This window comes from Luteimonas sp. A649 (assembly GCF_054072735.1).
In genome coordinates, this window is the sequence record NZ_JBSVRQ010000001.1 from 1,736,329 (window position 1) to 1,750,364 (window position 14,036).

Sequence of the window (14,036 nt, forward strand, 5' to 3'; positions counted from 1 at the left end):
GCGGGGTTTTTCTTTGTGCGTGTTCCAGCGATCTTGCGCGTCGCCCTGCCCTCGGATAACGTGGGCGACTTCCCTACGTACCGGTGATTTCCATGCGTCGTGCAACATGCATCCTGTTTACCGCAAGCTGTTTCCTGGGCCTGTCATTGAGTGCTGGAGCGGCAGAAGTGGCGCGCGTCGACGTGCAGGGAGCCACCGGCATGTGCAAGGCGGCGACCAGTGCCTTCGCGGTCGGTACCCGTTACCGTCCGCTGGCGGTGGGGAACGAGTCCTCCGCCAATGCATTCGTCACCTGCAACTGGCAGGGCGATGACCGGACGGGCAGCGTGCGCGCTGCAAAGCGCCTCTCTGTGGTCGTCAGCAACTTCCACACCGTTGCCCAGAACGTCACCTGCACCCTCGTCAACGGTCACCAGACCGGGGCCCTGGTGTACGCAAGCTATACCCCCAAGACGGTCAGCATCCCCGCCGGCGGGTTCGCCGAGCTGGCGTGGGTGCCGGGCGAGGTTGAAAACTCGAAGCCTTCGGGCATTGACCGCCCATCCTTGAGTTGCACGCTGCCGCCGCAGACTTCGCTGCAGCACACCCGTCGTGAGTACAACGAAGATGTCGGCGCCTGACGTGCGCGGGCGGCTGCCCGCATGCACCGCTGCGGTGATCGCCGCCCTGCTGCTTGCAGGGCAGGCAGGCACCGCTGCTGCCGTAGAGGTCGAGCGCTACGACTATCAGGGGGCCGCCGCAATCTGTCAGCCTGCGACCCACCAGTACGGTACCAAGCTCCGCTCGCGGCCACTGGGCCTGGTAAATGAAGGTACGACGGCCGCCTTTGTTTCATGTGCACTTGTCAGTGACCCCCGTCCTGCGGGGCGGGGAGCGATGAAGGTGCTGGTCGAAGTGGGCGCTTCAGCAAACGTGACCGGCGGTGTCAGCTGTACGTTCGTGGATGGGCTGCAGCAAGGCGCAAGCTCGGACGCGGTGTATCGCACGAAGTCGACGTTGCTGACGGGTGGCGCGCGTGGCGTGCCCCTGACATGGCAGCCGAGCGAGATTGCCGGCGCTCCGGAACATATCTTCAGGCCCGCGGTGCAGTGCTTGCTCGGCCCGAGCATGGTCCTGCACTATCTGAGCATCACCTACGACGAAGATATCGGTGGCTGAGCCTGTCGGCTGAGAGGATCGAGTCCCTCTCGGCCGTCATCGCACCAGCGGAGGCGTCCCGCCGACGATCACCACGTCGGCAGGGCGTCGCGCGAAGATCCCCACGCTGACCACGCCGGGCACTTGGTTGAGCGATTGCTCAAGCGCCACGGGGTCGGTGATGGACAGTCCGTGGATGTCGAGCACCCAGTTGCCGTTGTCGGTCACGGTGCCCTGGCGCCAGACCGGCTGACCTCCGGTCATCGCGACGATCTCGCGGGCAACCAGGCTGCGAGCCATCGGGACCACCTCGACCGGCAAGGGGAAACGCCCGAGCACGGGAACCTCTTTGGATGGGTCGATGATGCAGACGAAGGTCGCGGCTGCCTCGGCGATGATCTTCTCGCGCGTGAGCGCGGCGCCACCGCCCTTGATCAGGCGCTTGCCGGGATCGCATTCATCGGCGCCGTCGACGTACAGCGGAATGGGGCCGCAGGCGTTGAGATCCAGCACCTCGATGCCGTGGCCGCGCAGTCGCTGCGTGCTCTGCTCCGAACTCGATACGGCACCGGCGATGCGGTCGCGCATGGCGGCCAGTGCATCGATGAAGTAGGTGACCGTCGAGCCCGTGCCGACCCCCACCACCATCCCATCCTCGACGTAGTCGATGGCCTTTTCGCCAGCCAGGCGCTTTGCGTCGCTCATTTCGGCTCCATGGCCAACAGGACTTTCCACTGCGCGGCGGTCACCGGCAGCACCGACAGGCGGGTGCCCTTGCGGATCAGGGCGAAATCTTCGCCCAGCGCCGTGGAACGGCCGCGGATGGCTTCAAGCGTGACCGGTCCGGCGAGATGCCGCACGAAGCCGACGTCGACCAGCATCCAGCGCGGTTCCTCGGGCGTCGACTTGGGATCGAAGTACTTGGACTTGCCGTCGAACTGCGTGGGATCCGGGTAGGCGCTGCTGGCCACTTCCGCGATGCCATAGATGCCAGGCACGGTACAGTTGGAGTGATAGAACAGCACCCCGTCGCCGACCTGCATGCCGTCGCGCATGAAGTTGCGCGCCTGGTAGTTGCGGACGCCCGTCCAGGGCTCGGTGCCGACGCGCTCGAGGTCGTCGATCGAAAAGTCCTCGGGCTCGGACTTCATCAGCCAGTAACGCTTTCGCTTGCCAGTGCTCATGTCGGACGCGCGAGGGTGGATTGATCGGTGCAGACCGCATCGAGCTGCACGTCCCAGTCTTCGCTGGGGAGCTCGCCTGCAACCTGCTGGAGCGCGAACGCCGCACCGACCAGCCGCGGTGGGGCCGGTTGGCGGTGGCGGAACGCGAAGCTGCGATCGTACCAGCCGCCGCCCATGCCCAGCCGGTGGCAGCGCGTGTCGAAGCCGACGAGGGGAACCACGACCAGGTCCAGCGCCGACGGCTCGAGCAGCGCGTCCGGCGCGGCGACGGGTTCAGGGATGCCGTAGCGGTTGGCTTCGACCGCTTCGCCCGCGCGCCATGGAGCGAAGCGCAGCCTGCCGTCCCCGTGCAGCACGGGCAGGCAATAGATGACGTCGCGCGGGAGCCGCAGCTGCCAGGCATGCAGCGCGATTTCCCCATCGGCAGCCCAGTAGCCGGCAACCCTGGCACCAGGCGCCAGCGGCTGGGCGAGCAGCTCGGTGGCCAGGCCACCCGCGGCACCGATGCGCGCGGCCGGCGGCACCGCACGGCGGCTTTCGCGCAGGGTCGCGCGGAGTGCGGCGCGGGCCGAGGTCATGCCGGCGCCACCGCGCGGTGCGCAGGCCTGCCGGAAAGAAGAAATACGTCCTCCACCATGTCGATGCGAGCCAAACGACCTTGAACCCGGGGTTCAAGTGGGAACGCTTGGCTGCCTTCGGGCTTTCCGCTCGTGGGCGGACATGCACGCCAGGCTTCCGTTGCGTCCCCGTGGTCGTCATTAAGGGACAAGGCGAATGTTTGTGCGCGCCGTCGGTCACGGCAGAGGACGCGTTCGCAGTATACCGCGGGGTCTCGTGTTTCGAGGGCCACCTGTCGGCCGACGTTCACCTTGCGCACGACGGCACGCGCGCGGTGCGTGCACCCATCAGGCATCGAGCAGGCCGTCGAGCTTGGCCTGCAGGGCCGACAGCGCGCCGGCCAGTTCGCGGTCGCGCCGTTCGCCGTCGCGCTTCAGCTGTTCCAGCTCGTGGGCGAGGTTCAGCGCGGCAAGCACCGCCACGCGATCGATCGCGGCCATGCGGTTCGCGCCGCGCACCTCGCGCATGCGCGTGTCCAGCAGGCGCGCGGCGGACATCAGGCCGTCAACCTCGCCGCTGCCCACGCCCACGGTGTATTCACGGTCCAGCACGCGGACGCTGACCGCCTGGGTATTGCTCACGTGTGCTGCTCCAGTGATTTCAGGCGCGCGATCATCGCTTCGACGCGGCTGCGCGCCTGCTCGTTCTTCGCCAGCAGCTGCGCGCGTTCGCCCGAGACCTGCTCATGCTGCTGGCGCAGGCTGCGATTTTCCTCCGTCAGCCGACGCGTGCGCACCGCCAGCTCGTCGAAGCGTTCGGAAAGCCTCTGCAGCTGGGCAAGCACGTCTTTGGTGTCCATTCCCGGCACGATAGGCAGGCCGGCGGGGGCGGTCAAGGCGCGCGCGCGGCGCCGGCGAGCTGGCCCACGGCAAGCTGCCGCTTGCGGATGAAGGCCATGCACGACATCGCGTCGATCGGCTGCGAGACCCAGTAGCCCTGGATCTCATCGCAGCGGTGCTGCGCCAGGAACCGCGCCTGGGCCTCGTTTTCGACGCCCTCGGCGACCACGACCAGGCCCAGTCCGTGGGCCATGGCGATCACCGTGGTGGTGATCGATGCACCTTCGCGGTCATGGCAGAGGTCGGCGATGAAGGTCTGGTCGATCTTGAGCGTGGTGATAGGCAGCCGCTTGAGGTAGGCAAGCGACGAGTAGCCGGTGCCGAAATCGTCGATGGCCAGCGATACGCCGAGTTCGCGAAAGGCCTGCAGCTTCTGCGCGGTCTGGCTGGCATTGGCCATCAGCACGCTTTCGGTGAGTTCCAGCTCGAGCGCCTGCGGCGGAACGCCGGTGTCGTCAAGCACCCGCCGCACGACTTCGGCGAAATCGCCGCGCAGCAGCTGCAGCACCGACATGTTCACCGAGACCGTCAGGTCGGACAGCCCGTGCTCCCGCCAGCGTCGGTGGGCCAGGCAGGCTTCGCGCAGCACCCATTCACCGATCTCGAGGATCATCCCGTTCTCTTCCGCCAGCGGGATGAAGTCCGCGGGCGGGATCTCGCCGTGTTCGGGGCTGGTCCAGCGCAGCAGGGCTTCGGCGCCGGTGATGCGCGACGTCGCAAGCGACTGCCGCGGCTGGTAGACCACGCGCAGTTCACCGCGGTCGAGCGCCTTGTGCAGCGCGCCCGCCAGCGTCGCGCGCCGCCGGATCGCGGCCTCCATGCTGTCGTCGTAGCGCATCCAGGTGCGGCGGCCCGCGGCCTTGGCCTGGTACATGGCGGCATCGGCGCGCTTGAGCAGCTCCGTGGGCACCTGCGCGTGGTCGGGATACAGGCTGATGCCGATGGATGCCGACACCGATACCTCCTGGCCGTCCTCCGGCACCAGCGGCGCCTCGAAGGCCATGATGATCTCGCGTGCCACCCGCTCGGCGTCCTCGGGGACCGCCAGGTCTTCGAGGATCACCGTGAACTCGTCGCCGGCCAGCCGCGCCACGGTCTGCCCGTGGCCGACGGCCTGCTGCAGACGGGCGGCCACGGCACGCAGGATGCGGTCGCCCACGGCGTGGCCGAGCGAGTCGTTGATGTCCTTGAAGCGGTCGAGGTCGAGGAACAGCACCGCCACCCTGGAGCCCTCGCGGCGCGCGCGCACGATCGCGCGCGACAGCCGCTCTGCGAGCAGCGAGCGGTTGGGCAGGTTGGTCAGCGCGTCGAAGTTCGCCAGGTAGCGCAGCTCCTCTTCGGCACGCTTGTGGAGCGTGATGTCGCTGAGCATCAGCACGTACATGCGCTCGCCGTCGGCGTCGCTGCCAAGCACCGTCGCGGCCTCGACCGCGCACAGGAACTCCTCGCCGTTCCGCTGCCGCTGCCACATCTCGCCCGACCAGCGGCCATCGCGCGCGACGGCTTCGCGCATCGCGCGGCCGCTCGACGGGTCGTGTTCGAGGCTGTCGAGCACGCTCACGCCACGCCCGGCGACATCGGCCGCGTCGTGGCCCGTGATCCGGGCAAAGGCGGGGTTCACCGAGAGGAAGCGGAACTGCGCGTCGAGCACGGCCACGGCCTCGCTCATGCTGCGCAGGACTTCACTGGCGATGCGGTTCTCGCGCTCCACCGCGCGGCTGGTGCCGATGTCCAGGGAGGTGCCGGCCAAGCGCAGGATCGTGCCATCGGGATTGAACTCCACGGCGCGGCCGCGCGCGCGGATCCAGACCCATTCGCCGCGCGTGGACACCGGGCTGTCGGCGCGGACGCGGTGTTCGGATGCGAATTCCGATGTCTCGCCCGCGACGTGGCGGTGCATGGCATCGACCACGCCGGGCAGGTCCTCGGGGTGGATCACGGCCGCGGGGTCGGCCTGCTCAGAGCTGAAGTCGTAGCTGCGGCCCGTGTCGTGACGGGCGACCAGGTAGCGCAGGCGCGCGGTCGGGACGTGGAAGTCCCAGTAGCGCTGGCCGCTCGCCCACAGCGCCATCCGGAAGCCCAGCTCGCGATCCTGCAGGCGCGCCACCGCCCGCCGCGCGGCGCGGGCGCGCAGGGCCACGGCGATGCAGGCCGCTGCGAACAGCAGCGCCATCGCTACGGCGACCACAAAGCGCGTTTCAGCGGCCACTGGCTCGCAGGATTCCCTCACGCCTCCCCCGGCGGTCCTTGCAGTGTAGGCATGGGGCGCCGCCGGCAACAAGCCATCCGCGGCGGTACACTGCGCCGGCCCTTCGCAGCCGCTTCCGTACCCATGTCCGAATCATTGCCTTCCCTGTCCGAAGTCGAGCAGGCCTGCCGCGAATCCGAACTCGCCACGCCTGCCGCCGAACTCCATGGCGGCCTGTGCGGCTGGCTCGCCGGCGGTGGCGACGCCGCCGGCAACTGGTTGGCGCAGGTCATGGTGGACGACACCCTGCCTGCTCCGCCGGACGGCTCGGTGCTTGCACGGCTGCAGGTCGCGACCCGCGCCCAGTTCGAGGACCGCGATTTCGGCCTGGTCCTGCTTGGTCCCGGCGAAGAGGCCTCGCTGGCGGAACGCAGCGGCGCGCTGTTCGACTGGTGCCGCGGTTTCGTCGGCGCCTTCGGGCTCGCCGCCGGCGCCGACCCGCGGCTGTCGGGAGAGGGCGAGGAGGCACTCGCCGACATTGCACGCCTCGCCCGCGCCACCGCGCAGGACGAGGGCGACGAAGAAGACGAGGCCGCGCTGGCCGAGATCGAGGAGTTCGTGCGGGTCGCCGCATTGCTCCTGCACGGTGATTGCGCGCTGGCCGCGCGGCACCGCAACAGCCTGAACTGAAGGCCGCGGCATGGCCCTTGCCACTACGCTGGCCAGCTACGGGCGCCGTCGCCGCCAGCTGATGCGCATGGCCGGCGATGAAGCCATCCTCATCCTGCCCGCCGCGCCCGAGCGCGTGCGCAGTCGGGACACGTTCCATCCCTACCGGCAGGACTCCGACGTCCTGTACCTGAGCGGCTTCGAGGAGCCCGATGCCGTGCTGGTGCTGGTGCCCGGCCGCGCGCATGGCGAGTCGCTGCTGTTCTGCCGCGAACGCGACCCCGTGCGCGAGGCCTGGGATGGTCCGCGCGTCGGACCCGAAGGTGCGCCCGAAGCGCTGGGCGTCGACGACGCGTATGCGATCGACGATCTCGACGACATCCTGCCCGGCCTGCTCGAGGGCCGCCGCCGCGTGTACTACCACTTCGGCCGCGACACCGACTTCGACCTCAAGCTGATCGGCTGGCTGAACCGGGTCCGTGCGCAGGTGCGCCACGGCGCCCAGCCGCCGCACGAGTTTCTCGAACTCGGCCACCTGCTCGACGAGATGCGCCTGTTCAAGACCGCCGACGAACTGAAGCTGATGCGGCGCGCGGCCAAGGTCACGGTGCAGGCCCACCAGGCGGTGATGCGCAGCGCGCGCGCCGGCATGCGCGAGTACGAACTGCAGGCCGAACTCGAACGCGTGTTCCGCGCCGCCGGCACCGAGCCCGCCTACGGCAGCATCGTCGGCGCCGGCGCGAACGCATGCGTGCTCCACTATCGCGCCAACGATGCCGTCGCGCGCCGCGGCGACCTGGTCCTGGTCGACGCCGGCGCCGAGCACTGCGGCTACGCCGCCGACATCACCCGAACCTTTCCCGTTGACGGGCGCTTCAGCCGCGAGCAGCGCGTGCTGCACGACCTGGTGGGTGCCGCGCATGCCGCAGCGCTCGCCCAGGCACGGCCCGGCGTCCCGTACGAGGCCGGCCACGAGGCGGCGGTCGAGGTGCTGACCGAGGGCATGCTGTCGCTTGGCCTGCTCAAGGGCACGCTGCGCAAGGCGCTCGCCGACAGCGCCTACAAGCGCTTCTATCCGCACAAGACCGGGCACTGGATCGGCCTGGACGTGCACGACGTCGGTGACTATCGGATCGACGGCGAGTCGCGCCTGCTCGAGCCGGGCATGGTCTACACCATCGAGCCGGGCATCTACATCCCGCCGGGGGACACCGGCGTGGCGGCGAAGTGGCGCGGCATCGGCATCCGCACCGAGGACGACGTGGCCATCACGCGCGACGGCCACGAGGTGCTCACCGCCGGCCTGGCGCGCAGCGCGGACGAGATCGAGGCGTTCATGGCCGCCTGAGCCGCGCGACGCCCCGGGCTCAGGCCAGCGCGGTGAATTCCTCGCGCGTCAGGTTGACCGGCGCGTCGTCGGTGCACACGACGTTGTCTTCGATGCGCACGCCGCCAAACGGGCGGAAGGCGTCGATCCGATCCCAGTCGACCAGCCCTGCGTTGTCGCCGGCCGCGAGGTCCTCCATCAGCATGTCGCCGAAGTACAGGCCGGGCTCGATGGTCACCACCATGCCGGGCGCGAGTTCGCGCGTCAGGCGCAGGTAGGGATGGCCTTCGGGCTTGTCGATGGTGCCGCCGGCGTCGGAAGCGGCGAAGCCGGCGACATCGTGCACCTGCAGGCCCAGGCCGTGGCCGATGCCGTGCGGGAAGAAGCTCGAGCTCAGGCCCGTGGCCACCGCCTCTTCGGCGCCGCACTTCACGATGCCGAACTCCTTCAGCACGCCGGACAGCGCCAGGTGGGCATCGAGATGCAGTTGGCGGTAGTCGACGCCGGCGCGGACCTGGTCGCACATCGCCAGCTCGGCGCGGTCGATGGCGTCGATGAAGGCCTGGAACTCCCCGTCGCGATCGATGGCGTGGGTGCGGGTGATGTCGGCGGCGTAGCCGGCATGGCCGGCGCCGGCGTCGAGCAGGAAGCTGCGCACGGGCTTGGGCGGCAGGCGGTCGCGTTCGGTGTAGTGCAGCACCGCGCCATGCGTGTTGAGCGCGACGATGTTGCTGTAGGGCAGCTCGTTGGCGTCCTGCCCGACCGCCTGGCAGTACGCCAGGTGGATGCCGAACTCGCTGGCGCCGGCACGGAAGGCGCGTTCGGCGGCGCGATGGCCGCGCACGGCGTGCCGCGTGGCCTCGCGCATCATCGCCAGCTCGTAGGGCGTCTTGTAGGCGCGGTGGTAGTCGAGGTAATCCAGCACCGGTTGCGGATTGTTGGGCGCGAATGCGCCGTAGCGGCCCAGCGCGCTCTGCGGCTCGCCGAGGATGGCGCAGCGGGTGGCGTTGCGCGGCAGGTGCTGCAGGGCGTCGTCGGGATTGCGCACCACTTCGATGTCGAAGTGCTCGACCCAGTAGCCCGAGGGCGCATCCGGCACCACGTGCCAGTAGTCGCGCGGCTGCAGGTAGACCAGCTTCGGCCGCGCGCCCGGCGTGAACACCAGCCAGCTGCCGGGGTTGCGGACCAGCGGCGCCCAGGCCTTGAACTGCGGGTTGGCGGCGTAGGGATAGTCGCGGTCGTCGAAGACCTGGTAGTGCAGGGTGCCACTGGGCACCACCAGGTGGTCGAAGCCGCCGCGCTCCAGGGCCACCGCGGCGCGGGCGGACAGCGTTTCGATGTGGGCGGGGTAGAGGGCGGCAGCGGTCTGGGAGGTCATGGCGGCTACATGTACGGGGGAAGGCCCATTTTGCCGCATCGACCGCGATCCCGCCGAGACGCTATTCGTAGCGGCTGCCGGGCGCGTCGATCCATGAGCGCAGCGGGGCCGCCTGCTGCTCGGTGGTGCCGATGAAGCGGAATCCCGCCCAGACCTGGCCGGGCGCGCTGGCCTGGTCCATCCACAGCAGGTGCACGCCGATCTCGATGGTGGATTCACCGCCGCTTGCCGCAGGCAGGCTGAAGCGGAACTGGTACAGCGCATCGTCGACCAGCGGGGTGCCGGCCATCAGCAGCATGCCGGTCTCCGACAGGTTGCCGATGCGGCCGACCACGCGCTCGGTCATGGCATCGACCACGAGGATGGTGTCGGGTGCCTTGCGGCGGCGTGCGCGGCGGAACTCGTTGATCATGCGTGTGCGTCCCCGGTGATGGGCAGCGCGTCGCCGCGGCCGGCGAAGCTGCGCAGGGTCCGCAGCGCCGCCTGCCAGGCGCGGTCGACCAGGCGCCCGCGCTCGGCGGTGACGATGCGGGCCTGGCCGGCCACGACCATCCGCGCCAGGGAATCCAGCGAATGCTCGCCGATGCGCTGGCCGCGCTGGTTCACGAACAGCGCGTTGTCGGTCACCGGGCTGAACCAGGACATGCGCCGGCGCACCACGTCGCCCTGCTGGTTCAGGGTGAATTCGATCCAGGTGCCGAAGGGCATCACCCGCAGCTGGTCGTAGCGCGCCTGCTCCTCGGGCGTGCGCGGCGGCAGGTCGGGGCGGCGCGCGCGTTCGGCGTCTTCGCCGAGCCGGGTGCGCGCCTTGAGCTTCATCGCAAGCTCCGTGCGCGAGGCCGGATCGTCTTCGTCGCTGCGGCTGCTGGTCAGGCGCGCGGTGATGATGCCGGCCTCTTCGGCGTGGTAGCCGACCTGCGACAGGGCTGCTTCGACGTGGCTGGCCAGCGCCGGGTCGGCGATCTCCTCGCCGCGCGCGCAGGCGGTGATGATGCGCCGCGTGGCATCGAGCTGGGCCTGCCATTCCGGCGACGATTCGCCCTGGCGCAGCAGCGTCAGGGTCAGCACGTCGGCCCAGGCCTGGTTGAGCAGTGCCTTGGAGAACTTGGGGATCCGCTGGTCGCCCAACAGCTTTTCAAGGACCGTCGCCGACCGCCGCTTGGCGACCTCGAGCTTCTCCTTGCCGCGCGCGGCCTCGATGTGCCGGCGCTCGAGCATCTCGGCCTTGCGCACCTGCGCCTGCAGGTGCGCCTGCAACTTCTCGTTGCTGGTCTCGAACACCTTGCTGTCGCCGTCGTACTGGTCGACGACGTGGTTGACCGCTTGTTGCAGCGGCTCCAGGAGCTGCGGGTCGACGTCGTCCTTGTCCAGCCAGCTGGCGGCGGTTTCGGCGACGGTGTTGAGCAGTTCGCGCGCCGGGTGGGTGGCCTGGACGAAGAACGCCTGGTCCTGCAGCGCGACGCGCAGCAGGGGCAGCTGCAGGCGCCGGATCAGCGCCGCGGCCGGCGCGTCGGTCTGGATCTCGCCCTCGAGCTGGCCATACAGCAGGTGCAGCAGCTCGAAGGTGTCGTTGTCGCGCTGCGACAGGGCCGCACCCTTGCCGTGCCGCTGCCGCGCCTGCGCCAACAGCATCTGGCGCACGTCCATGAGGTTCGGCTTGGCGCCGCCGGGGCCGCTGGGCTGGCGCTGCAGCGTTCCCAGCGCATGCATCAGCTCGCCGGTCCCCAGCGTCGCCATCGGCCCTGCGCTCTTGCCGGCCTTGAGCTTGCCGATCAGCGCCCGGCGCCCGGCCAGCAACTGCTGCAGGGCGGTATAGGACGCCTGTTCGTCGCTGCCGGCGAGGGCAGTGGTGGTTTCCGCCATCCAGCCCGTGTGCGGTTGCCCGGCGCCGCCGGGCATGCCTGGAATACCGGGCTGCCGCGCGCGCGCGCCCGCTGCACCGGCGGCCGGGCCCGAACCGGAGCTGTCCCGGGCCGCCGTGTCCCCGGCGTGGTGCCCCTGGTCGGATGCACCGCTGTCCCGGCTCTCGGCCGTGGCGCCCTGTGCGCCCGCCTTGCGGCGCCCGGTGGCCTGGCCGGGTGCCGCGTTTTCCGCGGCCTCTTCGGCGGAGCTGCGAGGTGACGCGCGCAGGCGCACGGGCACGTAGGTCAGGCCTTTGAGGATCCCGGCCTGGTCCAGCGTGGCGTCCAGCTTCTCGAGCACGGGCGCGTAGTGCGCCATGACCATGCGGTCGAACAACCGGTACAGGAGTTCACGCGCCTCCGGGCCCACCTGCAGCGACCGGCAGGCGTTGCGCAGCGCGCGGCACACGGCCTGCGGTCCGAGCGGCAGGCGTTCGGCATCCATCGCGGGCGTGCCGGCCAGCACGCCGAAGCGCTGGCCGAGCAGGTGCATCGGCAGGCTGGCGCGGCCCTCCTGCCGGGTGGCGATTTCGCGCAGCAGGGTGTCCTCGTCGATCATGGAATCGTCGACCAGGCTCAGTACGCGTCCGGCGGCCGGCGTTGCACGCGACGTCGCCGGCGTGGACGTGACGGGTGGCGTGCGCAGGGTCGCCAGCCCCGCCTCGAGTTCGAGCATGAACTGCGGCACCAGGTCCGAGCGGTTGCTGCGGAAGGTGCGGAGTGCCTGCACGTAGGCGGACTCGCTGCCGGGATGGCGTGCGCGCTCGGCCAGTCGGAACAGTTCCTGCTCGTATTCGTCGAGCAGCAGTGCCAGGTAGGTATCGAGTTCCATCGACACCAGTCTCAGCGCCGCATCGAGCGCCTTGCGCACGCGCCGCGGCAGCTCAGCGGCCGCCAGGCTTCGCTGCCCGGGGCTGTCGTTTGGATGGGTCGTCAATGACATGAGTGCGTGGCTTGTTCCCCGGTGATCTTCATATCACGGGCACGGTATAACGGCCAGCACGCAGGATGTGCGCGCGACCGGCCATCGGAGTCGCGGGTTCTCGATCACGCCAGGAACAGCGAGACCACGTCGTTTCCCAGGCGCCGCCCCAGCGCGGTGGGGACCACGCGTTCGCCGCCGATGTGCAGCCAGCCGCGGGACACGGCCTCGCCCAGCTCGCGGTCGATCGCGGTCCGCGGCAGGCCGGTGCGCGCCTCGAAGTCGGCCAGCGCGAACCCCTCGTGCAGGCGCAACACGTTGAGCATGTATTCGAAGGGCAGGCGCGACGACTCGACGTCCTCGTCACCGCCCAGCGCGGCGTCGCTGCCGGCCACCGGCATCCAGGCCGTGGGGTGTTTGAGCTTCCAGCGCCGGCGCACGGTCTGCGCGGCGCCCAGGCTGATCTTGCCGTGGGCGCCGGCGCCGATGCCGAGGTAATCGCCGAAGCGCCAGTAGTTGAGGTTGTGCGCGCACTGCCGGCCGGGGCGGGCGTAGGCGCTGACTTCGTAATGCTCGAAGCCTTCCGCGGCCAGCATCTCCTGGCAGTGTTCCTGGATGTCCCAGGCCGCGTCCTCGTCGGGAATGCCGCCGGGCGGCCGCGCGGCGAACAGCGTGTTCGGCTCCAGGGTGAGCTGGTAGTGCGAGACGTGCGCGGGTTGCAGCGCGAAGGCGCGCTCGAGGTCGGTGGCGGCGCCGGCCAGGTCCTGGCCGGGCAGTGCGTACATCAGGTCGAGGTTGATGTTGTCGAAGCCCGCGTCCTGGGCGAGTTTCACAGCCGCATCCGCCTCGCTGCTGTCGTGGATGCGGCCCAGGCGCTGCAGGCAGCCGTCGTCGAAACTCTGGATGCCGAAGCTCAGGCGGTTGACGCCGGCGGCGAGGTAGCCCTCGAAGCGGCCGTGCTCGGCGGTACCGGGGTTGGTTTCGAGCGTGATCTCGCAGCCGGGCGCGAAGCGCAGCCGCGCGCTGGCCTGCTGCAGGAAGTCGTCGATCGCATCCGCCGGGAACAGCGAAGGCGTGCCGCCGCCGAAGAACACGCTGTGCACGGTGCGGCCCCAGGCCAGCGGCAGGTCGTGCTCGAGGTCCGCGATGAGCGCCCGCACGTAATCGCCGAAGGGCAGGGCGCCGCGCTGCTCGTGCGAGTTGAAGTCGCAGTACGGGCATTTGCGCACGCACCAGGGCAGGTGCACGTAGAGCGACAGCGGCGGTGGCACGAGCATGGTCAGGCGAGTTCGGGCAGGCGCGCGCGCAGCGCGGCCAGCGCGCGGCCGCGGTGGCTGACCGCGTTCTTGGTGGCGGCCGGCAGTTCGGCGGCGGTCTGGCCGCTGTCGGGATCCAGGAACACCGGGTCGTAGCCGAAGCCGCCGTCGCCCCGTGGGTCGCGCAGGATGCGGCCGCGCCAGCTGCCTTCAACCACCAGCGGGCAGGGGTCGGTGGCGTGGCGTAGCAGCACGATGCAGCAGTGGAAGCTGGCGCCGCGCGCCGCGTCGCCGACGCCGTCCAGCTCGCGCAGCAGGCGTTCGATGTTGCGCCCGGCGTCGCCACCGGGACCTGCGTAACGCGCGGAGTACAGCCCGGGCGCGCCGCCGAGGGCGTCCACGCACAGGCCGGAGTCGTCGGCCAGCGCCGGGAGCCCGGTCGCCCGTGCCGCGTGGCGCGCCTTGAGCAGGGCGTTCTCGACGAAGCTCAGGCCGGTTTCCTCGACGTCGACGACGCCGAACTCCGACTGCGCGCGCAGCCTGAACCCGTCATCGCCCAGCAGCGAATGCAATTCGGCGAGCTTGCCGGCATTGCCGCTGGCCAGCACCAGGTCCAC

Annotated in this window: 15 protein-coding genes and 1 other RNA gene; 4 read left to right on the forward strand and 12 right to left on the reverse strand. The window is 70.0% G+C overall.

What is annotated here, in order from left to right; translation table 11 throughout:
* Positions 1-92 precede the first annotated feature (92 nt).
* Both ACW5E8_RS08055 and ACW5E8_RS08060 read left to right on the forward strand, forming a co-directional pair.
* Positions 93-620 (forward strand): hypothetical protein, encoded by a 528-nt coding sequence (locus tag ACW5E8_RS08055; protein WP_456964939.1) that lies wholly within the window; start codon positions 93-95, stop codon positions 618-620.
* On the forward strand, positions 607-1,158 hold the full coding sequence (locus ACW5E8_RS08060) for a hypothetical protein (protein WP_456964940.1): 552 nt from the start codon (positions 607-609) through the stop codon (positions 1,156-1,158). The genes ACW5E8_RS08055 and ACW5E8_RS08060 overlap by 14 nt, the downstream gene beginning before the upstream one ends.
* Before the next feature lie 36 nt (positions 1,159-1,194).
* Here ACW5E8_RS08060 and rpiA read toward each other — a convergent pair whose 3' ends face one another.
* The 7 genes from rpiA to ACW5E8_RS08095 all read right to left on the reverse strand — a co-directional run bounded on the left by rpiA (position 1,195) and on the right by ACW5E8_RS08095 (position 5,987).
* Positions 1,195-1,842: a ribose-5-phosphate isomerase RpiA gene (gene rpiA, locus ACW5E8_RS08065; protein ID WP_456964941.1), complete on the reverse strand. Its 648-nt coding sequence runs from the start codon at positions 1,840-1,842 to the stop codon at positions 1,195-1,197.
* Positions 1,839-2,321: an EVE domain-containing protein gene (locus ACW5E8_RS08070; RefSeq protein ID WP_456964942.1), complete on the reverse strand. Its 483-nt coding sequence runs from the start codon at positions 2,319-2,321 to the stop codon at positions 1,839-1,841. The genes rpiA and ACW5E8_RS08070 overlap by 4 nt, the downstream gene beginning before the upstream one ends.
* Entirely contained in the window at positions 2,318-2,899 is a 582-nt protein-coding gene (locus ACW5E8_RS08075; protein ID WP_456964943.1) for a 5-formyltetrahydrofolate cyclo-ligase, read from the reverse strand. Before ACW5E8_RS08075 ends, ACW5E8_RS08070 begins: the two co-directional genes overlap by 4 nt.
* A 45-nt stretch (positions 2,900-2,944) precedes the next feature.
* Positions 2,945-3,130: non-coding RNA, 6S RNA (ssrS, locus tag ACW5E8_RS08080), on the reverse strand.
* 96 nt (positions 3,131-3,226) lie between these two features.
* The gene (locus ACW5E8_RS08085) at positions 3,227-3,520 is read right to left on the reverse strand and encodes a cell division protein ZapA (RefSeq protein WP_456964944.1); all 294 of its coding nucleotides are present in this window, start codon (positions 3,518-3,520) and stop codon (positions 3,227-3,229) included.
* On the reverse strand, positions 3,517-3,738 hold the full coding sequence (locus ACW5E8_RS08090) for a TIGR02449 family protein (protein ID WP_456964945.1): 222 nt from the start codon (positions 3,736-3,738) through the stop codon (positions 3,517-3,519). Before ACW5E8_RS08090 ends, ACW5E8_RS08085 begins: the two co-directional genes overlap by 4 nt.
* Before the next feature lie 32 nt (positions 3,739-3,770).
* On the reverse strand, positions 3,771-5,987 hold the full coding sequence (locus tag ACW5E8_RS08095; protein WP_456964946.1) for a putative bifunctional diguanylate cyclase/phosphodiesterase: 2,217 nt from the start codon (positions 5,985-5,987) through the stop codon (positions 3,771-3,773).
* A 123-nt stretch (positions 5,988-6,110) separates the two neighbouring features.
* Between ACW5E8_RS08095 and ACW5E8_RS08100 the strand changes: the two genes are divergently transcribed.
* Both ACW5E8_RS08100 and ACW5E8_RS08105 read left to right on the forward strand, forming a co-directional pair.
* Positions 6,111-6,656 carry a UPF0149 family protein gene (locus ACW5E8_RS08100; protein WP_456964947.1) on the forward strand — a complete coding sequence of 182 codons (546 nt, stop codon included), beginning with the start codon at positions 6,111-6,113 and terminating at the stop codon, positions 6,654-6,656.
* A gap of 10 nt (positions 6,657-6,666) precedes the next feature.
* The gene (locus tag ACW5E8_RS08105; protein WP_456964948.1) at positions 6,667-7,983 is read left to right on the forward strand and encodes an aminopeptidase P N-terminal domain-containing protein; all 1,317 of its coding nucleotides are present in this window, start codon (positions 6,667-6,669) and stop codon (positions 7,981-7,983) included.
* Between the two features lie 19 nt (positions 7,984-8,002).
* Here ACW5E8_RS08105 and pepQ read toward each other — a convergent pair whose 3' ends face one another.
* The 5 genes from pepQ to rdgB all read right to left on the reverse strand — a co-directional run bounded on the left by pepQ (position 8,003) and on the right by rdgB (position 14,036).
* A complete protein-coding gene (gene pepQ / locus ACW5E8_RS08110; RefSeq protein ID WP_456964949.1) occupies positions 8,003-9,340 on the reverse strand; it encodes a Xaa-Pro dipeptidase in 1,338 nt (445 codons plus the stop codon).
* A gap of 61 nt (positions 9,341-9,401) precedes the next feature.
* The gene (locus tag ACW5E8_RS08115; protein ID WP_456964950.1) at positions 9,402-9,752 is read right to left on the reverse strand and encodes a PilZ domain-containing protein; all 351 of its coding nucleotides are present in this window, start codon (positions 9,750-9,752) and stop codon (positions 9,402-9,404) included.
* Positions 9,749-12,184: a DUF1631 domain-containing protein gene (locus ACW5E8_RS08120; RefSeq protein WP_456964951.1), complete on the reverse strand. Its 2,436-nt coding sequence runs from the start codon at positions 12,182-12,184 to the stop codon at positions 9,749-9,751. Before ACW5E8_RS08120 ends, ACW5E8_RS08115 begins: the two co-directional genes overlap by 4 nt.
* A gap of 104 nt (positions 12,185-12,288) precedes the next feature.
* Positions 12,289-13,446, reverse strand: coding sequence for a radical SAM family heme chaperone HemW (hemW, locus tag ACW5E8_RS08125; RefSeq protein WP_456965271.1), 1,158 nt, complete (start codon positions 13,444-13,446; stop codon positions 12,289-12,291).
* Entirely contained in the window at positions 13,443-14,036 is a 594-nt protein-coding gene (gene rdgB, locus ACW5E8_RS08130) for an RdgB/HAM1 family non-canonical purine NTP pyrophosphatase (RefSeq protein WP_456964952.1), read from the reverse strand. Before rdgB ends, hemW begins: the two co-directional genes overlap by 4 nt.